Source organism: Proteiniborus sp. (assembly GCF_040308045.1).
Lineage (GTDB): Bacteria > Bacillota > Clostridia > Tissierellales > Proteiniboraceae > Proteiniborus.
The window spans coordinates 21,725-46,204 of the sequence record NZ_JAWRHZ010000006.1 but is presented as its reverse complement, the minus strand read 5'-3'; the positions used below and the strand labels follow the sequence as shown (position 1 = coordinate 46,204).

23 protein-coding genes are annotated in these 24,480 nt (G+C 30.3%); 10 read left to right on the top strand and 13 right to left on the bottom strand.

The genetic code is table 11. From position 1 onward, the window contains the following. Nucleotides 1-155: 155 nt before the first annotated feature. The 9 genes from ABV008_RS00730 to ABV008_RS00690 all read left to right on the top strand — a co-directional run bounded on the left by ABV008_RS00730 (nucleotide 156) and on the right by ABV008_RS00690 (nucleotide 7,955). Nucleotides 156-473: a (2Fe-2S)-binding protein gene (locus tag ABV008_RS00730; protein ID WP_352417901.1), complete on the top strand. Its 318-nt coding sequence runs from the start codon at nucleotides 156-158 to the stop codon at nucleotides 471-473. Beyond that, complete coding sequence (locus ABV008_RS00725; RefSeq protein WP_352417900.1) at nucleotides 460-1,548, top strand: NAD(P)/FAD-dependent oxidoreductase; 1,089 nt, start codon at nucleotides 460-462, stop codon at nucleotides 1,546-1,548. Before ABV008_RS00730 ends, ABV008_RS00725 begins: the two co-directional genes overlap by 14 nt. After that, nucleotides 1,549-2,049, top strand: coding sequence for a 4Fe-4S binding protein (locus ABV008_RS00720; RefSeq protein WP_352417899.1), 501 nt, complete (start codon nucleotides 1,549-1,551; stop codon nucleotides 2,047-2,049). After that, nucleotides 2,042-2,320 (top strand): (2Fe-2S)-binding protein, encoded by a 279-nt coding sequence (locus tag ABV008_RS00715; RefSeq protein WP_352417898.1) that lies wholly within the window; start codon nucleotides 2,042-2,044, stop codon nucleotides 2,318-2,320. The genes ABV008_RS00720 and ABV008_RS00715 overlap by 8 nt, the downstream gene beginning before the upstream one ends. Next, nucleotides 2,313-3,461, top strand: coding sequence for an NAD(P)/FAD-dependent oxidoreductase (locus tag ABV008_RS00710; protein WP_352417897.1), 1,149 nt, complete (start codon nucleotides 2,313-2,315; stop codon nucleotides 3,459-3,461). Before ABV008_RS00715 ends, ABV008_RS00710 begins: the two co-directional genes overlap by 8 nt. 31 nt (nucleotides 3,462-3,492) lie before the next feature. Next, nucleotides 3,493-3,882, top strand: coding sequence for a 4Fe-4S binding protein (locus tag ABV008_RS00705; protein ID WP_352417896.1), 390 nt, complete (start codon nucleotides 3,493-3,495; stop codon nucleotides 3,880-3,882). Nucleotides 3,883-3,910: 28 nt separating this feature from the next. Then, nucleotides 3,911-6,067, top strand: a complete 2,157-nt coding sequence (locus ABV008_RS00700) for an aldehyde ferredoxin oxidoreductase family protein (protein ID WP_352417895.1) — start codon at nucleotides 3,911-3,913, stop codon at nucleotides 6,065-6,067. A 21-nt stretch (nucleotides 6,068-6,088) separates the two neighbouring features. Beyond that, on the top strand, nucleotides 6,089-6,286 hold the full coding sequence (gene thiS, locus ABV008_RS00695) for a sulfur carrier protein ThiS (protein WP_352417894.1): 198 nt from the start codon (nucleotides 6,089-6,091) through the stop codon (nucleotides 6,284-6,286). 712 nt (nucleotides 6,287-6,998) lie between these two features. Next, a complete protein-coding gene (locus ABV008_RS00690) occupies nucleotides 6,999-7,955 on the top strand; it encodes a tyrosine recombinase XerC (protein ID WP_352417893.1) in 957 nt (318 codons plus the stop codon). Nucleotides 7,956-8,031: 76 nt separating this feature from the next. Here ABV008_RS00690 and ABV008_RS00685 read toward each other — a convergent pair whose 3' ends face one another. Further along, nucleotides 8,032-8,334 (bottom strand): LysM peptidoglycan-binding domain-containing protein, encoded by a 303-nt coding sequence (locus ABV008_RS00685; protein ID WP_352417892.1) that lies wholly within the window; start codon nucleotides 8,332-8,334, stop codon nucleotides 8,032-8,034. Between the two features lie 155 nt (nucleotides 8,335-8,489). Here ABV008_RS00685 and lexA point away from each other — a divergent pair, with 155 nt between their 5' ends. Continuing rightward, nucleotides 8,490-9,113, top strand: coding sequence for a transcriptional repressor LexA (gene lexA / locus ABV008_RS00680; protein ID WP_352417891.1), 624 nt, complete (start codon nucleotides 8,490-8,492; stop codon nucleotides 9,111-9,113). A gap of 14 nt (nucleotides 9,114-9,127) precedes the next feature. On the opposite strand, the gene ABV008_RS00675 is transcribed toward lexA, so the two are convergent. From ABV008_RS00675 to ABV008_RS00620, 12 genes are all read right to left on the bottom strand, one after another. Beyond that, nucleotides 9,128-10,438 carry a methionine gamma-lyase family protein gene (locus ABV008_RS00675; RefSeq protein WP_352417890.1) on the bottom strand — a complete coding sequence of 437 codons (1,311 nt, stop codon included), beginning with the start codon at nucleotides 10,436-10,438 and terminating at the stop codon, nucleotides 9,128-9,130. A 139-nt stretch (nucleotides 10,439-10,577) separates the two neighbouring features. After that, nucleotides 10,578-10,814 carry an RNA chaperone Hfq gene (gene hfq, locus ABV008_RS00670; protein WP_502929727.1) on the bottom strand — a complete coding sequence of 79 codons (237 nt, stop codon included), beginning with the start codon at nucleotides 10,812-10,814 and terminating at the stop codon, nucleotides 10,578-10,580. A gap of 82 nt (nucleotides 10,815-10,896) precedes the next feature. After that, nucleotides 10,897-11,841 (bottom strand): tRNA (adenosine(37)-N6)-dimethylallyltransferase MiaA, encoded by a 945-nt coding sequence (miaA, locus tag ABV008_RS00665; RefSeq protein WP_352417905.1) that lies wholly within the window; start codon nucleotides 11,839-11,841, stop codon nucleotides 10,897-10,899. 16 nt (nucleotides 11,842-11,857) lie between these two features. Continuing rightward, a complete protein-coding gene (mutL, locus tag ABV008_RS00660) occupies nucleotides 11,858-13,708 on the bottom strand; it encodes a DNA mismatch repair endonuclease MutL (protein WP_352417888.1) in 1,851 nt (616 codons plus the stop codon). Between the two features lie 9 nt (nucleotides 13,709-13,717). Further along, nucleotides 13,718-16,348 (bottom strand): DNA mismatch repair protein MutS, encoded by a 2,631-nt coding sequence (mutS, locus tag ABV008_RS00655; protein WP_352417904.1) that lies wholly within the window; start codon nucleotides 16,346-16,348, stop codon nucleotides 13,718-13,720. A 241-nt stretch (nucleotides 16,349-16,589) separates the two neighbouring features. Continuing rightward, a complete protein-coding gene (miaB, locus tag ABV008_RS00650; protein ID WP_352417887.1) occupies nucleotides 16,590-17,927 on the bottom strand; it encodes a tRNA (N6-isopentenyl adenosine(37)-C2)-methylthiotransferase MiaB in 1,338 nt (445 codons plus the stop codon). A 165-nt stretch (nucleotides 17,928-18,092) separates the two neighbouring features. After that, nucleotides 18,093-18,872, bottom strand: coding sequence for a hypothetical protein (locus ABV008_RS00645; protein WP_352417886.1), 780 nt, complete (start codon nucleotides 18,870-18,872; stop codon nucleotides 18,093-18,095). Nucleotides 18,873-18,966: 94 nt separating this feature from the next. Beyond that, a complete protein-coding gene (gene pdxR / locus ABV008_RS00640) occupies nucleotides 18,967-20,457 on the bottom strand; it encodes a MocR-like pyridoxine biosynthesis transcription factor PdxR (protein ID WP_352417885.1) in 1,491 nt (496 codons plus the stop codon). 141 nt (nucleotides 20,458-20,598) lie between these two features. Further along, on the bottom strand, nucleotides 20,599-21,189 hold the full coding sequence (locus ABV008_RS00635) for a MerR family transcriptional regulator (protein ID WP_352417884.1): 591 nt from the start codon (nucleotides 21,187-21,189) through the stop codon (nucleotides 20,599-20,601). 198 nt (nucleotides 21,190-21,387) lie between these two features. Then, nucleotides 21,388-22,386 (bottom strand): M42 family metallopeptidase, encoded by a 999-nt coding sequence (locus ABV008_RS00630; RefSeq protein ID WP_352417883.1) that lies wholly within the window; start codon nucleotides 22,384-22,386, stop codon nucleotides 21,388-21,390. Beyond that, nucleotides 22,376-23,407, bottom strand: a complete 1,032-nt coding sequence (locus ABV008_RS00625; RefSeq protein WP_352417882.1) for a M42 family metallopeptidase — start codon at nucleotides 23,405-23,407, stop codon at nucleotides 22,376-22,378. Before ABV008_RS00625 ends, ABV008_RS00630 begins: the two co-directional genes overlap by 11 nt. Continuing rightward, the gene (locus ABV008_RS00620) at nucleotides 23,398-24,453 is read right to left on the bottom strand and encodes a M42 family metallopeptidase (protein WP_352417881.1); all 1,056 of its coding nucleotides are present in this window, start codon (nucleotides 24,451-24,453) and stop codon (nucleotides 23,398-23,400) included. The genes ABV008_RS00625 and ABV008_RS00620 overlap by 10 nt, the downstream gene beginning before the upstream one ends. Nucleotides 24,454-24,480 lie beyond the last annotated feature (27 nt).

Here is a 24,480-nt window from a genome sequence, read left to right as displayed (position 1 = left end):
AATATTTACAACAAGGATCTTCAAAATTATGTCAATTTTCTGACATCATAAATTTCAACTTAGCTAAAGCTCCCATAAGTACACATTTAATATAATCCAAAGTTGGTATGTTTATTGCTTTAATATATTTATATTATCCTTAGGGGGGAGAAAAAATGAGAATTGAGGAGCATCCAATATTAGAATTCAAGAGAGGAAAAAAAGTAAAGTTCACTTTTAATGGTAAAGAGATGGAAGGATATGAGGGTGAAACCATAGCAGCTGCGCTTCATGCAGCTGGAGTAAAAGTTTTAGGTAAGAGCTTATTTAAGCATCGGCCTCGAGGCTTTTATTGTGCAATAGGAAATTGTTCGTCATGTAATATGGTTGTAGATGGTGAACCAAATGTACGTACTTGTATTACCGAACTTAAGAATGGAATGTGTATTGAAACTCAACAGGGAAAGGGGGTTATTAATTATGAAACACGTTGACTTGGCAATTATAGGAGGCGGGCCAGCTGGATTATGTGCAGCTATTAGCGCTGCATCTAGTGGAGCAAAAGTACTATTAATAGATCGAAATAAGTATTTAGGTGGCCAATTAATTAAGCAAACACATATGTTTTTTGGTTCTGAGAAACAATATGCTTCTACAAGAGGAATAAATATAGCAAAAATTCTACTAAACGACTTAATGAAATTTAGTGATAATGTTGAAATAATGACTGAGGCTACAGTTTTAGGCGTATATGAGGATGGAGTTATTAGCATAGATCACAATGGAAAATATATAAAAGTAAACCCTAAGGCAATGCTAATATCCACTGGAGCTAGTGAAAAAGTCTTAGCATTTCCTAATAACGATTTACCTGGAATTTACGGAGCAGGTGCTGTTCAAACACTTATGAATGTATATGGCATTAAGCCTGGGAAAAAAGTATTAATGGTAGGAGCAGGAAATATTGGCCTTATTGTAAGCTATCAATTAATGCAAGCTGGAGTAGAAGTAGAAGCCATTATTGATGCAGCTCCAAGAATTGGTGGTTATCTTGTACATGCATCTAAAATTAGAAGAATGGGGGTTCCTATTTTAACAGGATACACAGTAAAAGAAGCAGTAGGTAACCAATATCTTGAAAGAGTTATTATATGGAAGTTAGATCAACACTGGAATCCTATAGAAGGTACTGAAATTGAATTTGACGTTGACATTATGTGTATTTCAGTAGGTCTTACACCATTAACAGAGCTAATTATGCAAGCTGGATGTGATATGAAATATATACCTGAATTAGGTGGATTAGTGCCAATTAGAGATGTAAATTATCAGACTACGAAAAAAGGCATATATGTAGCAGGAGATGTATCTGGTGTTGAAGAAGCTAGTAGCGCGATGGTAGAAGGATATTTAGCAGGACTATGTGCTTCGAAAGGTATTGGATATGAGCATCAGCAATTTGAAGAGATTAGACAAGACTATTTGGAACAATTAAAAGCCCTACGTTCAGGTACAGTGGGAGATAAAATTAGATCTGGAATTAGCAAAATTGTAAGAGAGGTGATCTAAATGATCGAATGTACAGGAATACCAACAGAAGATTTAATAAAAAAAGCATTTCCTAGTATAGAAAGAATAAACCAAGGTCCAGTAGCTGTTATTGAGTGTTTTCAGAATATTCCATGCAATCCTTGCTCTACTTCATGTATTAGAAAAGCAATGAACACTATGAATGATATTAATGACTTGCCTTCACTAAACTATAATAATTGTAATGGCTGTGGAATTTGTATAAGCAAATGCCCAGGATTAGCTATCATGGTCGTAGATGGAAGCTATTCTGAAGAAGAAGTAGTATTTAGAATACCTTATGAATTTTTTCCTCTTCCTAATAAAGGTGATATTATTGCGGGATTAAATAGAAGAGGTGAATATATTACAAATGCTAAAGTTCTTAGGGTCCAAAATCCTAAATCTTTTGATAAAACAGCTATTGTTGATGTCATAGTAAATAGAGATTTTTTGTATGAGTTTAGAAATATTAAGGTGGGGGTTGAGGTTAATGAATGATGATACAATAATATGTAGATGTTCAGATATTACATTAGGAGATGTTAGAAAATTAATTCAAGATGGATACAGAACAGTGGACGAAATCAAGAGAATTTCAAGAGCAGGTATGGGTCCATGTCAGGGAAGAACCTGTAGCCAACTTATATTAAGAGAAATTGCAAGTTATACTGGTAAAAATATAGCTGAACTAGATGTATGTGTAAGTAGGCCTCCAATATCTGGAATTAAAATAAAACAAATGTTAACTGGAGGTGAATTTAATGATTAAAACTGCTGATGTAGTAATTATTGGGGGAGGAATATCTGGTTGCTCTATAGCATATAATCTAGCTAAAAAAGGTGTCAAAAATATCGTTGTACTTGAAAAAAGATTTCTTGCAAGCGGATCTACCGGAAGATGTGGAGCTGGCATTAGACAACAATGGGGAACAGAGATGAATTGTAGATTGTCAATGGAAAGTATAAAATTCTTTGAAACTGCAAACGAAGAGTTAGAATATGATGGAGATATCGAATTTAAACAGGGAGGCTACTTATTAGTTTCTTCTACAGAAAAAGAGGATATGCAATTTAAAAAGAATGTTGAACTGCAAAAATCATTGGGAATAACAGTAGACTTTCTAACTCCAAAAGAGGCAGCTGAAATAGTGCCTTATTTAAATACAGATATGATCAGCAGTGCAACCTTCTGCCCAGATGATGGACACTTAAATCCTTTTTTAACAACTGATGCTTATGCAAACGCAGCTAGAAGATTAGGAGTTAAGATATATACATTTACTGAAGTAATAGGAATAAAGACTGAAAATGGTAAGATAAAAGGGGTTATTACTAATAAAGGCGAAATATCAACTAATATAGTAGTTAATGCTGCCGGAGGCTACTCTAAATTAATAGCAGATATGGTTAATATAGATATTCCTGTATATGCAGAAAGGCATCAAATTTTGGTAACTGAGCCTGTAGAACCAATGCAAGGTCCTATGGTTATGTCTTTCTCATTGAATATTTACTGTCAGCAATCTCCACATGGGTCCTTTATTATGGGAAGAGGCGATGATAATGAACCTAGAGATTTGAGAATAACATCTAGTTGGCAATTTTTAGATGAAATGGCCAAGACAGTTACCGAACTATTACCGCCAATAGGAGAACTTAGGGTCATTAGACAATGGGCAGGCTTATATACTATGACACCTGATAAACACCCTATATATGGTCCAGTTAAAAACCTAGAAGGGTTTTATCTCGCAATTGGTTTTAGTGGACATGGATTCATGCTTGGACCTATGACCGGATTATTGATGGCAGAACAAATTCTAGGTGAAAAAAATACTATTGATATTAGTAAACTTTCTTTGGAGAGATTTGAAAAAGGCGAGCTAGTATTTGAACCATCTGTAGTATAATAATAATTTGTGTATTCAATTGGAGGTGGTAATGTTGAAGGTATTAAGAAAAAATGAGGAACGCTGTATTGGTTGTCATCAATGTGAAGAGATCTGTTCTCAAGTATATTTTAAAGAAAAAAATTTGAATAAAGCTTCCTTAAAAGTTACAGAAATTGTAGATGCAAATAACAAAATAATTACATGCTCCCAATGTGGTGAATGTATTAATATCTGTCCAGTAGAGGCTATTTATAGAGATAATAGAGGAATTGTTAGAATAAAGAAAGATATTTGTGTAGGTTGCTTAATGTGTGTAGGTTTTTGCAATGAAAGAGCCATGTTCCATCACGATGATTTTACTGAACCTTTTAAATGTATTTCTTGTGGACTCTGCTCTAAAAAGTGTCCTACGGGAGCAATTTACTTAGAAGAGATATAATACAACTTAATTAAAGGGGGCGAATCTATTGAAAATAGATACACTTAAAGAGAATCGTAAATTACTCAACGAATTTAAGTATGATCTAGGAAAAATTAATAGAGGTTATACAAATAGAAGTCTATATATTAATCTATCGAATAACAAAATTGATTCTATGCTTGTAACAGACATGATGAAAGAAAAATTTGTTGGAGGAAAGGGCTTTGGATTATGGTACTTATGGAATGCGGTAAAATCAGAGACAAAATGGACAGATCCAGAAAACGCAATAGTAATAGCTAGTGGACCTATAGGAGGAATTACACAATATCCTGGAGCAGGAAAATCTTTAGTAGTAACCATATCACCCCTTACTGGAATTCCTATAGACAGTAATGTGGGGGGGTACTTTGGCCCGCTGTTAAAATTCTCTGGTTGGGATGCATTAGAAATACAAGGTAAGGCTGATAATGATGTAGTAGTATATATAGATGGCAATAAAGGCATTGTAAGGATAGAGGAAGCACCACTAGAAGCTATAGATGCGCATGTGCTAGGAGAACAATTAACAGAAATGTATGCTGATTCCGAAGAAGACAAGAGAAACATAGCTGTTGTTACAGCAGGTACTGCTGCTGACAATACCTTGATAGGACTTTTGAACTTTACTTTCTATGATGTACGAAGAAAGGTGACCAGACTTAAACAAGCTGGAAGAGGCGGAATAGGAACAGTATTTAGAGATAAGAAAATTAAAGCTTTAGTAGTAAAGTTTAGTGGAGTTAAAGGGAATTTAAATAATCCTGCTGATCAAGCTAAAATAAATAGAACTGGATTAAGACTTCACAGAGAAATAAGTAGATTTGATAATGAGCAATGTAGAATGAGGCAAGTAGGAACTGCAAATATTATTGAAGTAATGGATGAATATGATTTATTACCAGTTCATAATTATAAATATGGCAGACATCCTGATACATACAAAATAGCTTCAAATGTCTTTAGAGACAACTATTTAACGCAAGGAAGACCCGATGGCTGCTGGTACGGATGTTCGTTATCATGTGCTAAAGCTGCAGATAGCTTTGAATTAAAAACAGGACCATATAAAGGTGATAAAGTCACTGTTGATGGACCAGAATATGAGACTGCAGCAGGAGTAGGAGCGAATTGTGGGATTTTTGATCCTGAATATATTTTAGAGTGTAATTTTTATTGTGACACATATGGAATTGATACTATTTCATTTGCTACAATCACTGCTTTTTTAATGGAATGCTATGAAAATGATATAATAAACAAAGAAATTACTGGAGGATTAGAATTAACCTTTGGTAATAAAGATGCTGCCATTGAACTTCTTCATCAAATGTCCAGAGGAGAAGGTTTTGGAAAATTAGCAGGATTAGGTATAAGAAGACTAAAAAAAGTATTTATTGATGAATATGGCGCAGATAAAGATTTCTTAAAAGATATCGGTATGGAGCAAAAAGGATTAGAGTATTCTGAATATCTGCCTAAAGAATCTTTAGCGCAGCAAGGAGGATATGGGTTAACGAATAAAGGACCTCAACATGATGAGGCTTGGTTAATATTTATGGATATGGTTAATAATCAATTACCAACCTTTGAAGACAAAGCAGAAGCACTACACTATTTCCCAATGTTTAGAACATGGTTTGGCCTCATGGGGCTTTGTAAGCTACCATGGAATGATATTGTACCTGCAAGCAATGTATCCACAGATGAGCCTGCTAAAATACCAGAACACGTACAGAACTATGTTGATTTATATAATGGAATGACTGGGAATAACATTGATAAGAATGAATTAATAGTTCAATCAGAGAGGGTATATAACTTCCAAAGGATTTTCAATATAAGAATGGGGCACGGCAAAAGAGAAGATGATAAGGTACCTTATCGTTCTGTAGGTCCTGTTACTGCCCAAGAATATGAATCTAGACAAGAAAGATATGATGCTCAGCTTAAAGAGAAATTGAATTATGACCCAACAGGAAAATCAACTGAAGAAAAAATAAAAGTCCTCAGAGCCTACAGAGAAGAACAATACGAAAAATTAATTGATGCAGTTTATAAAAGAAGAGGTTGGACAGAAAATGGTATCCCTACTATAGAGAAATTAAAAGAAATTAAAATGGACTTACCAGAACTAATTAAGGTGGTAGAAAAACACCTCTAATGAAACAGGAGCTGATATAACATGATTTTAATTAATGGTAATGAACATGAATGGACAAAGGACTTAACTGTTCAAAAGATTTTAGATATTAAAAAATATACCTTTCCTAAAATCATAGTGAAAGTAAATGGTAATTTAATACCTAAACATGAATATGCAAGTACCTTAATTTATGACGGAGATGAGGTACAGGTTATTCACTTGTTGGCTGGGGGATAGATATAATTTTAAAAAACTACATTTATTTTATATGTAGTTTTTTAATTATAAAAAGTTTCATTATAATTGAGGATAGTAATGAATGAAATCATCTGAAAGTAAAATATATTCTATCTAAAAGTATTAGTTTGCATAATTATTTTATGTAAACTAATTAGTGGTCTTATATGATAAAGAATAATTGTATGCATAAAGTTGACTTCAATCGTTAATGTTTGATGATTTAACTTAGAACGCGATATTATATTTATAATATAAATATTAGATTTTTCATTGGAAAGAGTTCAGAAAAATCACTTGCCAATTTTATTACCTAAACACTTTAATATTAATAAAATATTAAAATTCAAAATAAAACAAACTCATATTTAAGATATAAGGCCTGTATTTTTATATTCTAATGGTTTTATATGACTAAGCGCTAAGATTTGCTTAAAATCGATTTTAAACGCTAATATTTGATATACTTGCTTAAAAATTGATTTTTTAAATAAATATTAATGTTTTCAATTGAAAAGCAAAATACTACAGCAATATAAAACATAAATCGCTAATTTTTAACTTTTATATGTAAACTATATTTGAAAATATAAACTTGAAACTTGCTTAAGCGTATTATATAAAAATATATTAATTTTTTAGAAGGATTTCTCAAAAAAATGTAGAATATTATTATACAAAATGTATATTTTGTATAATAAGGAGTGAAAAAATGGATAACACACCAGTAATATTAGAAGATTTTTTAAATTACATAGAAACTATCAAAGGAAAATCAGAAAATACTGTAAGGGAATATTTTTTTGATTTACGTACCTTACTTAGATTCTTGAAACTTAGATATAAGTTAGTAGATAAAAATATACCTTTTGATGAAATTGATATATCAGATGTTGATGAAACGATTATTAGAAGAGTTACCTTACAAGATCTATATGCATTTATTTCTTTTGTTGATAAAGATCGCAACAATAAAAATAACGCTAAAGCTCGTAAGGTTGCTAGTATTAGATCGTTTTTTAAGTATTTAACTACTAAAATTAAGATCATAAGCGAAAACCCTGCTCTTGATTTAGAATCACCAAAAACTAGTGTTAGGCATCCAGTACATCTTACTCTCGAAGAGGCAGAAAATTTACTAGATTCTATCGATGGTTCTTTTAAAGAAAGAGATTATGCTATAATAACATTATTTTTGAATTGTGGTTTAAGATTATCAGAACTAGTTAGTATAGATATTGATAAGATTAAAGGAGATACATTAACTGTTGTAGGTAAAGGTAACAAAGAACGCACTATTTACCTAAATGAAGCTTGTCTACAAGCAATTAGCGACTATCTAAGAGTAAGACCTACAGATGGTGTTAAAACACCAAATGCCTTATTTTTAAGTAATAGAAAAAGTAGAATAAGTAATAAAACTGTTCAATATCTAGTAAAAAAATATATTAAGGAAGCTGGATTAGATACAGAAACATACTCAACACATAAACTAAGGCATACGGCTGCTACTCTTATGTACAAGTATGGAAATGTAGATATTAGAGCCTTGCAACAAATATTAGGTCATGAAAACGTATCAACGACACAAATATATACTCATATTGATGATGAAAGGCTAAGAAAAGCTGTAAAGAGTAATCCATTATCTAAAAAATCACGCACTTAACTTATATGTTCAACAAAATATGATGCATAATAAAAAATAGGCCCATAGGTCTATATGGGTCTATTTTTTATTAAATCTAATATGTAGGAATCTTTATTACTCTACCGGCTTTAATCTCAGCAGTTTTCATGTTATTTATTTTCATTATTTCGTGAACAACTTTTCTTACATCTTGGTTATAAGGATTATTTCTTTTAGCAATATCCCATAGTGTATCTCCAGATACAATAGTTATTTCAGAGAAACTTCTAAGATCAGAGCTATACGCTAAATTTATTTTTGCTACATTGTTAATGATAAGTACAGTAACAACAAATACAATTGATAAAAAAATAGTAAATCTCTTTTTATTCGCTACTCTTACTTGTTTTTTTCTCATAATCAAACCTCCAATAGAACATTTGTTCGTTAACATTATTATAATAAGAACATATGTTCCTGTCAATAGTTTTTTGAAATTTGTCGAACGAATGTTTGCCATTTGATTATTTATATGTTATAATAACAGCAAATACTTTATTGAGGGGTGCCAGCATGTATGAGGATTTATCATCAATACAATTAAAAATACTTGAGTTCATAAAAAAAGAGATCTGTTCTAAAGGGTATCCTCCTGCAGTAAGGGAAATTTGTAAAGCGGTAGATTTAAGATCTACTTCTACTGTTCATGGACATCTTGAGAAATTAGAAAAAAAGGGTTATATAAGAAAAGATCCTACTAAACCAAGGGCAATCGAAATTTTAGATAGAACTGATAATATTATCCCATTTCCAAGAAGAGAAATTGTAAATGTTCCTATTGTAGGTAAAGTTACTGCTGGTGAGCCAATATTAGCAGTAGAAAATATCGAAGACTCCTTTCCTCTACCTATTGATTTTGTCGAAAACGATTCTGTTTTTATGTTAAAGGTAAGAGGAGAAAGTATGATTGATGCAGGTATTCTTGACGGTGATCTTGTACTTATAAGACAGCAAAACACCGCGATTAATGGTGATATAGTGGTTGCTCTTCTAGATGAAGAAGCAACTATTAAGAGATTTTTTAAAGAAAAAGATTTCATTCGTTTACAACCTGAAAATCAATTTATGAAACCTATTATTACTAAACATGTTGTAATTTTGGGTAAAGTGATTGGGGTATACCGTAGAATAAGATAAAAAAGAAAAGCTGGCTAAAAAACCAGCTTTTCTTTTTCTATTAAATTATTTTTATATAAGTTATTTAAACTCATCATAACACCCAGTTTACAGTGGCTATAAGTTAAACCACCTTGGTAATATGAGAAGTAAGGATCCCTCATAGGGCCATCTGCACTTAGTTCTATGGAAGAACCTTGTACAAAAGCACCTGCAGCCATTATCACTTCATCCTCATATCCTGGCATTTCCCAGGGTTCAGGTGTTACATAAGAGTCGACTGGAGAAGCACTTTGTATTCCTTGACAAAACTTGATTGCTTTTTCTCTTGATTGAAATTCAATTCCTTGAATTATATCACTTCTTTTATCATTTATATCTGGTACAATTCTAAACCCAAGGTCTTTATATACTAATGCAGTTAACAAAGCACCTTTTAGCGCCTCGCCTACTATCATTGGAGCTAAAAAAAGACCCTGTAGAGTATTTCTAGTTGTTCCAAAAGTTAATCCACATTCTTTTCCTATACCTGGTGCTGTACTTCTATTAGCAACTAATTCTATTAAATCTTCTCTACCGACAACATATCCACCAGATAATGACATACCGCCTCCAGGATTTTTTATAAGTGAACCTGCCACTATATCTGCACCTACATTTGTTGGTTCTAATGTTTCAATAAATTCGCCATAGCAATTATCTACCATAATAATTAGATTTTTATTGAATGACTTAATACTTTTTATAGCTACTCTAATTTCATCCACTGTTAAAGCTTTTCTGTCACTATATCCTGTAGATCTTTGAATCAAAATCACCTTAGTATTATCTGATATTGATGCTAGTGCTTTATTAATATCAATCTTTCCATCACAATCAAGAGATATTTCTTTGTACTTTATTCCATATTCTATAAAAGTGCCCTTTTCGTTCCCTTTAACACCAATAACCTTTTGTAATGTATCATAGGGACTTCCAGTAATGGAAAGAAGTTCATCTCCAGGTCTCAATATTCCAGACAATGTTAATGTAATTGCATGGGTTCCTGAAACTATTGTCGGTCTTACTAAGGCATCCTCTGTACCAAATACATAGGAATAGATTTCCTCTACCTTTTCTCTCCCAACATCATCATATCCATAACCGGTGGTCCAATTAAAATGCGTGGCGTTTAATCTAGCTTTTTGCATTGCATGAATAATTTTGTATTGATTATGTTCTTTTGTAATTTCGATATTGCTAAAATATTTATCTTTAAGTATCTTTTCTTTACTTGACACGTAGTCAATAACCTCGTTGCATATACCAAATTGTTTACATAATATATTTACTGTATCCTTGTCCAAAATATCACCTTCTATAATTATTGTCTTATGTATTTTAACATATGAAATTAGCAGTTTCAATTAGATTTAACATGACAAAACCTCTTAAGTTATCTTTCACTCAAAAGGTTTCATTTATCTATGTACTTCTTAATATCTATTATTCAAAACTGTCGTCATTATTTCCCCTATTCATAAAATTTATCATCTTACTTGGTACAATAGTTGATATTGCATGTTTATATATTAGATTTTGCTTACCATCACTTTCCAAAACTATTGTATAATTATCGAATCCTTTTACTTGACCTTTTAACTGATAACCATTAAGCAGAAAAATAGTAATAGGATTATTATCTTTTCTTACTCTGTTTAGGAAAATATCTTGTAAATTCATAGTGTTTTTCACAGTCATCCCTCCCTCATAAAATTATTTTATAAGAAAAATTTACAAATAAAACTAATGTTATACATTTTTACTACAACTTTTCTTCTAAATATTTAACAATATATTCAATTAATTCCTCACTATTACAAAAACTATCAATTTTTATCCATTTTATATTTTCATTTCTTCTAAACCAAGTTAATTGTCTTTTAGCAAATCTTCTGGAATCTCTTTTAAGTATTTCTATAGCTTGAGCCAATGTAAGATTTCCTTTTATATATCGAATAATTTCTTTGTATCCTAATCCTTGCATGGATACTAAATCTTCATTATAACCCATGTCTAATAGTTTTTTAATCTCTTCAATTAACCCCGATTCTATCATAATATTAACACGTCTATTAATTCTTTCATATAACTTATCTCTATCCATTGTAATTCCTAAAAATACAACATTATATTTATCATTTTCTTTTCTGAAATCTTTATAAAAATACGACATTGGTTTTCCAGTTTCATGAAATATTTCTAAGGCACGAATAATCCTTTTGGTATCATTGATATGAATTCTATTAGCTGATTCTATATCTACCTCTTTAAGTTCATTAAATATATATTGATTTCCATGTTTTTGTGCCATTTCAGAATATTTATTTCTTAATTCCCAATTTGAAATAGCTTTAGTAAAATCAAGATCATAAACTAATGAATTAATGTATAATCCAGTACCACCTACAATAATGGGGATCTTTTTTTTATTCAATATTTGCAAAATATATTCATTAGCTTTAGCTTGAAAATCTGAAACAGTAAAATTTTCATCCGGATCTACTTCATCTATTAGATAATGCTTAATACCATCCATCTCTGCTTTGGTAATCTTTGCAGTTCCGATATCCATATGTCTGTAGATTTGCATAGAATCTGCAGATATTATTTCTCCATTAATTTTTTTTGCCACCTTTATAGAAATGCTTGTTTTCCCAACAGCTGTTGGTCCAGCTATTATAACAATTGATGGCCTGTTGTCATTCATAAAATCATCCCTTGCTTTATACTCTCTTAAATCTTTTTTCAATTTCATATTTAGATATTTTTATTATTATAGGTCGTCCATGTGGACATGTATATGGCTGTTTCGCTTTTCTTAAATCATTTAATAAAGTATCAATTTCAATATCTTTAATATTATATCCAGCTTTGATTGCACTTGAACATGCTAATTTCATAACCTTGTCGAGTCTCATATCGTAGCTACTCTTAATATCATATTTCAAATTGTCTAATATGTCTAGAAATAGAATTTTAGCATCAGGAGTACCAAAAACTAATGGTACACTCCTAATGACAATTGAATTGGTGCCAAACTCTTCTATATCAAAACCTATATTCTTAAATAAACTCATATTCTCTTTTACTAATTGAGCTTCACTATGAGAAACATCAACAATTTGTGGAACTATCAACTGCTGCATATAGACTTCGTCTGATTCTAATTGAAACTTTATTTTTTCATACATTATTCTTTCATGTGCAGCATGTTGATCAATAATATATAACTCCTTTTCCATTCTATCCTCAGCAAAAATATATGTATCGAATAGGTTGCCAATTATATGGAGATCTGGAATGGGGTTCTTTTTTATTTCCGTTTCTTTTTCATAGCTTATATTATCAGATTCATTAACACTATAATCTAGAATTCTTATTATATCATTTACATCAAAGTTATTCTCAGAATTTTTATTCTTAAAAGAAATCTCGTATTCTAAATCAATTTTTGAGGAGTTATCATTTGTAATTAAATTTTCATAGTCTGAGTTGAAGGCATTATCCAAAAAAGACTCCTGTTTTTGTGTTGTTATCATATCCTTATGTTTTACGGATGGAATAGTAATCTCAGGAATTAAATTATTATTTGAAAAAGCAGAACTAATAGCAATTGAAAGTGCTTTCTTTATAGCTTCATTATCAGAAAATCTTATTTCCGTTTTCGTAGGATGTACATTGACATCAATTAATCCCGGCTTTATATCAATATATATAACATATACAGGAAATCTGTTGGTTGGTATTAATGATTTATATAGGTATTCGATAATTTCTGTAATACATTCATTCTTTATATATCTACCATTCACATAAGTATATTGATGATTCCTGTTACCCCTAGTAAAAGAAGTGTTACTGATTAAACCACGTATCTTTATATCATCTCCAGAATAAATGATATCAAACATAGAATTAACAAATTCCTTGCCTAAGAGGCTATAAACTGTAGATCTAATATCATGTTTACCTGGAGTATTTAAAATCACCTTATTATCCTTAATATACTTTAGCTTCAATCCAGGGTTTCCCAAAGCTAATTTATATATAATATCACTTATATAAGAAGATTCTACTGTATCACTTTTTAAAAATTTTTGTCTAACTGGAACATTATAAAATAGGTTTTTTAGTATTATTGTAGTACCTATAGGACAACCAACTTCATTTTTCTTAACAATCTGACCTCCATTAATAAATAAATGCAATCCACTAATAGTTTCTTTTGTTCTAGTAATAAGCTCTAATTGTGATACAGAAGCAATACTTGCCAACGCCTCACCTCTAAAACCCAAGGTAGATAAAGACTGAAGATCCTCAACATTAGTTATTTTGCTAGTAGAATGTCTTAGAAATGCTAGCTCAATATTATCTGGATTTATTCCTGTTCCATTATCAGTAACCCTGATATACTTTTTACCTCCGCTCTCTATTTCAATAGTTATGAAAGATGACATTGCATCAATTGAGTTTTCAATAAGCTCCTTAATTACTGATGCTGGTCGTTCAATTACTTCTCCAGCCGCAATTTTATTTATTGTATTATGATCTAATAACCTAATTTCGTTACTCATTTATATCACCTATATTTCCTTTGCTTCTTCACGAAGTTTATACAATATATTAATTGCATCTAATGGGGTTAAATTTTCTATATTTACCTTTTTAATTTTTTCAATTATTTTGTTTTTCTTAATATTAAACAAATCTAGCTGCATGCTGTTATTGTTCTCAATAGCTGTTTGTCTTTCGATTTTTTCATTTGTTGAAGCTGCTATTTCTGACTCGCTTTTATCTCTTCTTTCAAGTTCTTGCAATATTTCATATGCTCTATTTATTACATCTCCCCTTACACCAGCTAACCTTGCAACCTCAATTCCATAACTTCTATCTGCTCCCCCTCTCTTAATTTTCCTTAAAAATATTATATCCTCACCTTTTTCTTGAACTAGTATTTTATAATTAATTACTCCCTCTAATTTATCTTCAAGTTCTGTAAGTTCGTGATAATGTGTAGCAAATAAAGTCTTAGCTCCAATTTTTTTCACATCACTTATATATTCGATTACTGACCAAGCTATACTTAAACCATCATATGTGCTTGTACCTCTACCAATTTCATCAAGTATTAAAAGACTATTTTTCGTTGCATTATTTAGTATATTTGCAACCTCACTCATTTCTACCATAAAAGTACTTTGACCTTGAGATAAATCGTCAGAAGCCCCTATTCTTGTAAATATCCTATCTACAATACATATATCTGCTTCTTCAGCTGGTACAAAACTTCCAATTTGCATCATAAGCACAATAAGTGCAACTTGTCTCATATAGGTAGATTTTCCTGCCATATTAGGACCAGTTATAACTAAAACTCTGCTTTCATCATTATCCAATAGGGTATCATTAGGAACAAATAATCCTTCTTCAAGTACCTTTTCCACAACAGGATGTTTACCGTCCCTAATACTGATTAAACCTTTTGTGTTTATTTTTGGCTTAATATAATTGTTATTAAGAGCTGTTAGCGCAAGTGAATTTAGTACATCAATTTTTGCTATAAGTCTACTAGTTTCTTGTACTCTTTTAACTTCAGATGCAATCTTATCTCTAATGCTGACAAATACCTGGTATTCTAAAGCTACCATCTTATCCTCAGCACCTAAAATCTTATCTTCCATATTTTTCAACTCTGGAGTTATATATCTTTCTGAATTTGCTAAGGTCTGTTTTCTTATAAAATAATCTGGAACAAACTTAATATTACCTTTTGAAACTTCAATATAATACCCAAAAACCTTATTAAAACCAATTTTTAAGTTTTTAATACCAGTTTTTGCTCTCTCTTGCTCTTCTAGCTTTGATAACCATTCCTTCCCTTGTATTGATGCCTCTTTAAGAGATTTAATCTCTATATTATAATCTTTTTTAATAATCCCACCTTCTCTTACTGAAAAAGGTGGATCATCAACAATAGAATCATTTATTATATCATAAATATCTTCAAGTCCATCAAGTTTATGGCTTATTTCAAGCAATCCTTTACAGTTTGTAGACATCAATAATTTTTTAACTTTTGGAAAAGCTTTTATTGATTCTTTTAAAGCAACTAAATCCCTTGCATTACAGGTTCCAAACACAACTTTTGACATAAGTCTTTCTATATCATAAACTTGCTTTAGTAATTCCCTTATATCATTTATTAACATTAAATTATCAATAAAAAATTCAACTATATTTAGTCTACTTTCAATATCTTTTTTATCTATCAAAGGTTCTTCGATCCATTTCTTAAGAAGTCTACCTCCCATAGCAGTAGATGTTTTATCAAGTACCCATAGCAATGAACCTTTTTTAGTTTTACCTCTAATAGTTTCTGTAAGCTCGAGGTTTCTTCTAGTATTTAAATCTAGAATCATAAAATTGCTAGTTGAATATTGAGAAATTTTATTAATGTGTTGAAAAGAAATTTTTTGAGTCTCTCTTAAATATTCAATTAAAGTACCTGAAGCAATGGTAGAATATTCTTTATTATTTAAGCCAAGTCCATCAAGATTTATGACTGAAAATTGTCTTTTTATTGACTCCTTAGCGAAATCTAGCTCAAAACTCCATTCATGATATGCATTTATCATACATTCAAATCTTTGTTTAATCTTAGATGTTAAAATATTGTTTTGGTAAAGAAAACTATTACATATTATTTCAGTTGGCATAATTTTGCCTAACTCATCAAAAAGAGAATCAATAATATTATCATTTTCAATTCTTTTTTCTGTTGTAAAAAAATCACCAGTAGAAATATCAGTATACGCTAATCCAAAGCCTATTTCATCTAAAAATATGCAACATAGATAATTGTTTTTCTTTTCATCTAGTACATTAGTATCTATAATTGTACCAGGAGTTATTACCCTAACTACATCTCTTTTCACAAGTCCTACTGCCTTTGCAGGATCTTCCACTTGTTCACAAATAGAAACCTTATAACCTTTTTCTATTAGTTTAGCTATATATGAATCTGCAGAATGGAAAGGAACTCCACACATAGGTGCCTTTTCTTTTTGCCCACAATCTCTTCCGGTTAATGCAATTTCTAATTCTTTCGAAGCAATAATAGCATCATCAAAAAACATTTCATAAAAATCGCCTAATCTAAAAAAAAGAATTGAATCCTTATGTTTTTCTTTTACTTCCAAATATTGTTTCATCATTGGCGTCAAACTCAAATTATTTCCCTCCAAAATCCCTGTTATTAATTATTATACCATATATAGAAAACAGTGTCCTATACTTTCATTCGTGTTACAAAAAATAGACTAATGTACATTAGTCTATTTAATACAAACTGTATCGTTTAGCATATTTTCTTCTGTCTATTTTAAAGTTCTATACTCTGTTGATTCAATAATTGAATAGCCCAATTTTCTTTCAAATACTATAGGATTTGAATTATTATTTTTCATCTATGATATTTCCCTCTAGTGTCCATGTTTTTGTGTTAGTAATCTTAACAGTAACTATTTTCCCAATCAAGTCTGTATTCCCCTTAAAGTGTACTAATTTATTTGTTCTAGTTCTACCACTTAGTACTGTTGAATCAGTTTTACTAGTTTCTTCAACTAAAATTTCCTGGTAAGTATTCATAAGCTTTAAGTTATTATCATGACTAATAGGATTTAAGACATCTAGAAGCACCTTTAGTCTTTTATGCTTTATCTCATCTGGAATTTGTTCCTTCATATTTGCAGCAGGTGTACCTTTTCTAATAGAGTAAAGAAAAGTGAAGGCTGAGTCAAATTCTGCTTTTTTGATAACATCAATAGTTTCTAAAAAATCTTCTTCAGTCTCTCCAGGGAATCCAATTATTATATCAGTAGTCAGCGAAATATTAGGTATCTTTGCCTTAATATTTTTTACTAGATTTAGATATTGCTCTTTTGTATATTTTCTATTCATAAGCTTTAATATTCTATCACTACCCGCTTGAAAAGGTAAATGAATATGTTCACAGACTTTACTACAGTCTTTTATTGCATTAATAAGTTCATCAGATAAATCTTTAGGATGAGATGTCATAAATCTAATTCTTTCAATCCCTTCAATATCATTAATTAGGTAAAGTAGCTCTGCAAAAGATAGTTTAGAATCTAATGATTTTCCATACGAGTTAACATTCTGTCCCAAAAGAGTTACTTCTTTAAAACCTTCTTTGGCAAGTCCTTTGATTTCGTTAACAATATCCTCAGGCGCTCTACTTTTTTCTCTTCCCCTTGTGTATGGTACTATACAATAACTACAAAAGTTATTACAACCATACATAATATTAACAAAAGCTTTAAAACTATACTTTCTTTTTGCAGGTATCCCTTCTATTATTTCTACTCCATCTTCCCATACATCTATTATCATTCGTGTATGCTGATTATAATTTGCTAGCAGTTCAGGAAGCTTGTGTATATTATGAGTACCAAATATTATATCAACAAACTTATATTTATCTTTAATTATGTCTCTTATTTCTTTTCTTTGCATCATACATCCACATATGGCTATTATTAGTTCTGGTCTCTCTTTCTTTAAAGATTTTAATTCACCGAGATTACCATAAACTTTAAATTCTGCATTTTCTCTAACTAAACATGTATTGAAAATTATTAAATCTGCTTCTTCCTTTATATCTGTATTTATATATCCTAAAGATTCTAAAATTCCTGACATTTTCTCCGAGTCGTGCTCATTCATTTGACAACCCCATGTAAGAATTATATATTTTTTGTTGTTATCTACCATTATAATCCTCCTTATACTTCCAGCAATTCTACAAAACTATTACAAATTACTCTATCATTATAACAGACATGATAATAAAAACAAAGTAATTATACAGCTATATAGCTCAAGCTATATTTTATAGAGAAAATTTTATTAAATAAAGAGGAAGAGCAAGCCTTCCTCTTATAAAAAATCCTTAATAGTATATGATACATCTTCTGTCTTATTAATAACCTTTAATATAGTCTCTTTCAAAGACTCCTTGTCTTTTGAAAATAACTGTTCTTTTTCTCCTTTAGCTTTTAAATCTAAAAAAACACTAATTCCATTAATATCATCTCTAATTTTTATTAGATTTTTTTCATATAGTCCAATGTTTGCTAAAATAAGCGTTGGATAATTAATTTGCTTTATTTCTTCATTAGTACAATTATCCAAGTTATTTAACTCATATCTTGAAAAACCAGCCATTATCATAATAAGCTTAATTAAAACCATTTCATCATAAAAATAATTATTATGGTTTTTATTAAAAAAGTTATTGGAAATGAAATTTCTGATACTTTTTTTAGGGTATATCCATACAATTTCAGTTTCAGTTTGGTCATTATCTCTAATTGGAGTTTCAAAGTCAAAAAAAGTCATTATAAAATTGCTACTATAGAACATGTCTTCACTCTTGATAAAAATATCTTTTAGATTGTAACTAATAAGATATAACTTTCGTCTTATATAACTTAGGACTAGAAATTCCATAAATTCTTCCACATTATTATCTTTAGGTTTTATTTCATAATAGTATTCTATATTAACTGGAAAAGGTACTATGTTCTTAACAACAAATGAAACTAAGCTATAACTAAATACTTTCCTTCTTATAGGATCTTCTTGTTCAATCATATAGTTTTTAAAAACTTCTATCTCTTTTGGCAATAAAGGTATTGTTTCAATATTAGGGAACATAATTATTCTCCTTTCTATAAGTATTTTTTGAAGAAAAGAGAATAATTATATCAATTTGTTTATGTTATTTAATGAAAAACTATACATACAAATCCTAAAATAGGTTGTTGTATAAATCAATAGAAATACGATCTTTTTGAAAATTTTTCAAAAAATAATTAATTATATGTGCTAACTTAGCTATTCCATAATCTATTTCATCATTATGTATAGATGCTATACTTAATCTAAAAAAATGTGTGTCACGTTGCCAAATATCAAATAGAGAGCCTGGTGCTATTGAAATATCATTTTTTAAACAAAGTCTATATAATTCGTTTGCAGAGTAGCCACTAGGCAATGAAAACCAAAAACTAAGTCCTCCTTGAGGTAAAATATATTTTACTTCCTTAGGCATATGTTTCCGTACACTTTTTACGATTGTTTTATATCTTTCAGTATAAATAGTGTTGACATTTCTAATGTGTTTTTGCCATATACCCTTCTCTAAGTATAAATGGAAGGCTCTTTGTATAAGGCCTGAGGTAGATATATCAGATATATGTTTAGCAGACAGCACCTCATTATATATACTCTTTGGTATTATCATAAATGCAAGTCTTAATCCTGGCATAAATATCTTCGAAAAGCTTTTTATATATACAACTTTGTCAGAGGTATCTAGGGATTTCAATGTGTTCTTTGATTGGGTGAAGAAATCTAAGTCGCTTAAATAGTCATCTTCAATAATATAAAAATTATATTTTGTAGCCAATTCAATTAGCTTTTTCTTTTTTGCAACACTATAAGAATAACCTGTTGGATTCTGAAAGTTTGGCATTACATAGATAAATTTTGGTTTGAAGCTTTTTAACTTATATTCTAAATCAATTAAATCGATTCCGTCCTTATTTATAGGTATCTCAACTATTCTTGCAGACCTTGATTTAAACACTGCTATAGCTCCAGTATAAGTAGGATTTTCAGTAAAAACAATGTCCCCATAATTAATTAGAGCCTTCGATAGAATATCTATGCCTTGTTGTGCTCCTGAAATGATGTGAATATTACCTTCATTAGTCTTAATATTAAAGTCAGATAAATAATTGCTTATTGCATTTCTTAGATTAAAATATCCCTGACTTTCTTGATAAGTAAAAGCTCTACCTTTATCTCTATCTAATACTTGGTTTAAAACTAATTTAAAATCATCTACTGGGAATAGATCAGGCATAGGTGCAGTACTTGCAAAGTTAACTATTTTTTCTTTATTATTTATATCAATATCTATATCTAAATTTGCAAAATTCATATTTGTTTCTTCATCTAAAATTAATCTTTCAACTTCCTTGCTACGAATATCCTGAACATATGAGCCACTTCCCATTTTTTTATATATATACCCCTCTGCTTCTAAAAGGTTATAGGCATTTACAACAGTTACATTATTCACTCCAAGCTTACTCGCCAAGTATCTTATAGTTGGTAATTTTACATGAGGTTCAATAATATTGGATTCAATTAATTTTTTTACCTCTTCATATAATTGTAAGTATAGATATTGACTTTTATTCTTGTCAAGTTTGATTTCTTCAACTGTTTTCACTTTATAATCCTCCATTTAATGAACAATTGCTATAATATAATGATATTGTTTCCATACATTATAATCATATCATAGTCGGATTATTTTTCAAATTATTATGGGTTAAAAAATTAAACCTAACATTACAGTTAGGTTTAATTTTTATTTTCTACCAAAAAATTTAGTGAATATTCCTTTATTTGCTTCTTGCTCTTTCTTTAACTTATCTTTTAATTCTACTACCTCATACGACTTTTCTTTTATTTTCATTTTAAGCTTAATGTTTTCACAAATGAGAACATCTCTTTCATTATTGCTAATTTCATTTCTTAACCGTGTTACTTCATCCTTAAGTTCGGTTACTATTCTTAAGCTAATATCTGCTTTTTCAATTAATATAGGTCTCAATTCTTCAGAAATTAATTCTTTTAGTAATCTGCAAATCTCTGTAGTATTTGGAACAATTTCGGTTTCTTTATTAAATAATGTAGTTACAGCAGTCTCGCCATTTGAGACTAATATTTCTGGCGAACTCATTATAAGTTTAATTTGCTTATTAGTAAATCCTTTTTCTTGTAAAGCTTTTATGTAGTTATAAATCTCTAATTCTTTATAAGTATAATACCTATGATTTGCATTATTTCTAGGTATATCTAGCTCAAACTCTTTCTCATAATACCTAATAACATGAGCTGGATAACCTGTTAATTCTGATACTTCAGAAATTGTATATTCTTTTTCTGCATCATACATAAAACTCACCTCCCAGAAGATCATACATAATAAATGAATTCTTCATACATTTGATATTTCCTTTACATTTATATCACTATCGACCAAAATATTCCGATAAATTAAAACATAATATACTATTAACTAGTAAAATAAATAATAAGAATACAATTTTCAGCAATATCTTTATATAAAAAAAAGGGGTGAATTTTCACCCTCTTAAAATTTTAATTCTTTAATTAAAAGTCTCGATAATAAGTTTATGCAATTATTAACATCGCTTTTAGAAATTGATTCACATGGACTATGAGTATACCTTGTAGGAACAGAAATAACTCCAGTTGGAACACCTGCTCTTGAAAGATGTATAGCACCTGAATCTGTTCCTCCATGTTCTAATATTTCCAACTGATAAGGAATATTATTTTCTCTTGCTGTACTGGTCATAAAATCCTTTACAGATGGACTTACAATTATGCTCTGATCTTTTACCTTTATAGCTGCTCCTTTATTTAATCCTATTGCAAACCTTTTTGCCTTAGGTGTATCTCCTGAACCTGTTATATCTATTGCAATACCGAAGTCGGGATCAATACTATAAGCAGAAGTTTTTGCTCCCCTTATGCCTACTTCTTCTTGGGCTGTGAAAACAAAGTAAATATCATTTTTTGATTCCTTCAACCCTTTCATGGTTTCAATTAATATATAACAACCTATTCTATCGTCTAAACAGCCTGATATAACTCTGTTTTCGTCTTCATAGTATTGTGAAGAATATACACACGAGTCACCTATATTAACTTTTTTTTCAGCTTCTTCTCTTGAGTTAGCTCCTATATCGATGTACATATTATCTAGCTTAAGCTTACTAATATCCTCCATATGTTCCATGTGAATTACACCGGTTATTCCATCTCTGAATACAACACGTTGACCTAAAGAAACAAAAGGCGAAACACCACCTATATTTGTAAATCTCAAAAAACCCTTTTCATCAATGTCTGTTATAAGTAATCCAATTTGATCCATGTGTGCAGCAACCATTATTTTTTTACCATTTCCTTTTTTTCTTGCAATTAGATTTCCTAGCCTATCAACTTCTATTTCATCTACATAGCTCTTTATTTCACTTTTTATAAATTCCGCAACTAAATTTTCGTCGCCAGAAGGAGAAAAAATATTAACTAACCTTTTTAATAATTCTCCATTAAAATTCATTACAAAGCCCTCCCTTTTCAAGTTTTTCTATAAATAGATTTAATAGTATTTTTGCATTATAAAAATCATTTTTGCTCATAACACTAATAGGTGAATGAATATACCTGCATGGAACTGAAATAGTAGCAGTTATGGCCCCATGTCTAGTTAAATGAATTTTTCCAGAATCATTTCCACCAAAAGTAGTTCTTCTTAGTTGATAAGGAATGTTATTTTCTTTTGCTATATTAATTATGTAATTTCTTAATCCTTTATTAAATACAGTTGTTCTATCCATCACAGAGATAGCTGGGCCTTTTCCTAATTCTGTAGCCTGCAAATGGCCTTCTATTTCTGGTACATCAGAACAAGTTGTTCCTTCTAAAATGATTCCTATATCTGGTTCAATTCTATATGCTGCAGGACCAGCTCCTACTAACCCTATTTCTTCCATTACAGTGAATACCCCATATATAGATAGCTTCCTACTGGTCTTAAGTAAATCAATCAATATTTTGCATCCCACTCTATCATCTAAAGCTTTTGATTTTATTAAATCATTTCCAAACTCAACATAATTACTTAAAAAAGAAACATAATCTCCAACCTTTACAAGCTTTTCAGCTTCATCTTTATTATTTACGCCAATATCAATGTATAACTCTTTATAATCCAAGGCTTTTTTCCATTCAGTTCTTTTTTGTAAATGAAACGGCTTAGCTCCAATTACTCCTTTTAACTTTTTATTACCTACTAATACTGGTTTTGAAACTAAAACTCTTTGGTCGATACCTCCTACATTTGTAAATCTTAGAAGCCCGCTGTCTTCAATCTTAGTAATCATAAGTCCTACTTCATCCATATGTGCTGCTATCATGATCCTAGGAGTATCAATTTCTCCTTTTTTATATACAATGATATTTCCTATCCTATCTACTTGAATGTCATCTACATAGTTCTTTATTTCATTAATAATTATATCTCTTACTTCCTTTTCATTTCCTGAAACACCACAGGCTTCTGTTAGCTTTTTTAATAACATAGCAATCCCTCCAAATTCTCCTGAGAAATTATAGATATAAATCTAGCTAATAATTTAGCTGAGATCTTAATATCTTCAATATTTATAGTTTCTATTGAGGTATGCATGTATCTGAGAGGGAGAGATATTAATAAAGTTGGGACTCCACATCTTGTAATCTGCATTGCACGAGCATCTGTGCCAGTAGGCCCAGGATCTATTTCAAACTGGTGAGGAATATTATTTGTTTTTGCTATTTCTGTTAGTTTTTCTCTAAGCTTTGGATGAATGTTGCCTCCAATAGTAATGCCAGGCCCTTTCCCTATATCTAATGTATATTCTTTTGGTATTTCTGGCGTAGAACCAAATCCTACATCAATAGCAATTCCTATATCAGGGTTGATACTATATGTACTAGTGGTAGCTCCCCTTACCCCTACTTCTTCTTGTACAGTTGATACGAAGTAGACATCAGCTTCATGTCTAAAATAATTCAGCTCCTTAGCGCATTCATACATAGTCACTACGCCTGCTCTGTCATCTAATGCCTTCCCACTTACCCAGTTACCTTGTAATTCTATAAAGTCTCTTTTAATAGTTATAGTATTACCTATTTCAATCAAATCTTCTAATTGCTCTTTAGAAAAGCCAACATCAATTGCCAAATCTTCAATTTTAACTGCTGTTTCCCTTTCAGTTTCATCCTGTAAATGAGGAGGTTTCGCTCCAATAACACCAAATAAATCTTTCTTCCCATGTACAATAACTTCTTGTGCCAACAAGGTTCTAGGGTCAATACCACCAATTGTTGTAAACTTTACAAAGCCATTGTCATCAATGTCAGAAACCATTAGACCTATCTCATCCATATGAGCTGCCATCATTATTTTGATATTATTCGAATTCTTCGCACCTCTTTTTAAGGCAACAACATTTCCTAAATTATCAGTACTTATTTCATTTGTGAAATCTTTAAAGGCTTTAACTATTAAATTAGATACTTCTTGCTCGTGTCCAGAGACACCTGACTTTTCGCATAAAAACTTCAATAACTCTTTTGCTTCCAAATGTTTTCTCCTCCTTTTTCTCAAATA

Excerpts from the sequence above, each read along its gene's own strand:
- ABV008_RS00715 (WP_352417898.1), top strand. The coding sequence starts at position 2,042 with ATGAATGATGATACAATAATATGTAGATGTTCAGATATTACATTAGGA.
- ABV008_RS00710 (WP_352417897.1), top strand. The coding sequence starts at position 2,313 with ATGATTAAAACTGCTGATGTAGTAATTATTGGGGGAGGAATATCTGGT.
- miaA (WP_352417905.1), bottom strand. The coding sequence starts at position 11,841 with ATGAATGACAACAGGCCATCAATTGTTATAATAGCTGGACCAACAGCT.
- ABV008_RS00630 (WP_352417883.1), bottom strand. The coding sequence starts at position 22,386 with ATGAATTTTAATGGAGAATTATTAAAAAGGTTAGTTAATATTTTTTCT.
- ABV008_RS00720 (WP_352417899.1), top strand. The coding sequence starts at position 1,549 with ATGATCGAATGTACAGGAATACCAACAGAAGATTTAATAAAAAAAGCA.
- lexA (WP_352417891.1), top strand. The coding sequence starts at position 8,490 with ATGTATGAGGATTTATCATCAATACAATTAAAAATACTTGAGTTCATA.
- ABV008_RS00645 (WP_352417886.1), bottom strand. The coding sequence starts at position 18,872 with ATGTTCCCTAATATTGAAACAATACCTTTATTGCCAAAAGAGATAGAA.
- miaB (WP_352417887.1), bottom strand. The coding sequence starts at position 17,927 with ATGGTAGATAACAACAAAAAATATATAATTCTTACATGGGGTTGTCAA.
- ABV008_RS00635 (WP_352417884.1), bottom strand. The coding sequence starts at position 21,189 with ATGTATGATGCAGAAAAAGAATATACAATTTCTGAAGTATCAGAATTA.
- ABV008_RS00725 (WP_352417900.1), top strand. The coding sequence starts at position 460 with ATGAAACACGTTGACTTGGCAATTATAGGAGGCGGGCCAGCTGGATTA.
- hfq (WP_502929727.1), bottom strand. The coding sequence starts at position 10,814 with ATGAATTTACAAGATATTTTCCTAAACAGAGTAAGAAAAGATAATAAT.
- mutL (WP_352417888.1), bottom strand. The coding sequence starts at position 13,708 with ATGAGTAACGAAATTAGGTTATTAGATCATAATACAATAAATAAAATT.
- ABV008_RS00690 (WP_352417893.1), top strand. The coding sequence starts at position 6,999 with ATGGATAACACACCAGTAATATTAGAAGATTTTTTAAATTACATAGAA.
- thiS (WP_352417894.1), top strand. The coding sequence starts at position 6,089 with ATGATTTTAATTAATGGTAATGAACATGAATGGACAAAGGACTTAACT.
- ABV008_RS00625 (WP_352417882.1), bottom strand. The coding sequence starts at position 23,407 with ATGTTATTAAAAAAGCTAACAGAAGCCTGTGGTGTTTCAGGAAATGAA.
- ABV008_RS00705 (WP_352417896.1), top strand. The coding sequence starts at position 3,493 with ATGTTGAAGGTATTAAGAAAAAATGAGGAACGCTGTATTGGTTGTCAT.
- ABV008_RS00730 (WP_352417901.1), top strand. The coding sequence starts at position 156 with ATGAGAATTGAGGAGCATCCAATATTAGAATTCAAGAGAGGAAAAAAA.
- ABV008_RS00685 (WP_352417892.1), bottom strand. The coding sequence starts at position 8,334 with ATGAGAAAAAAACAAGTAAGAGTAGCGAATAAAAAGAGATTTACTATT.
- mutS (WP_352417904.1), bottom strand. The coding sequence starts at position 16,348 with ATGATGAAACAATATTTGGAAGTAAAAGAAAAACATAAGGATTCAATT.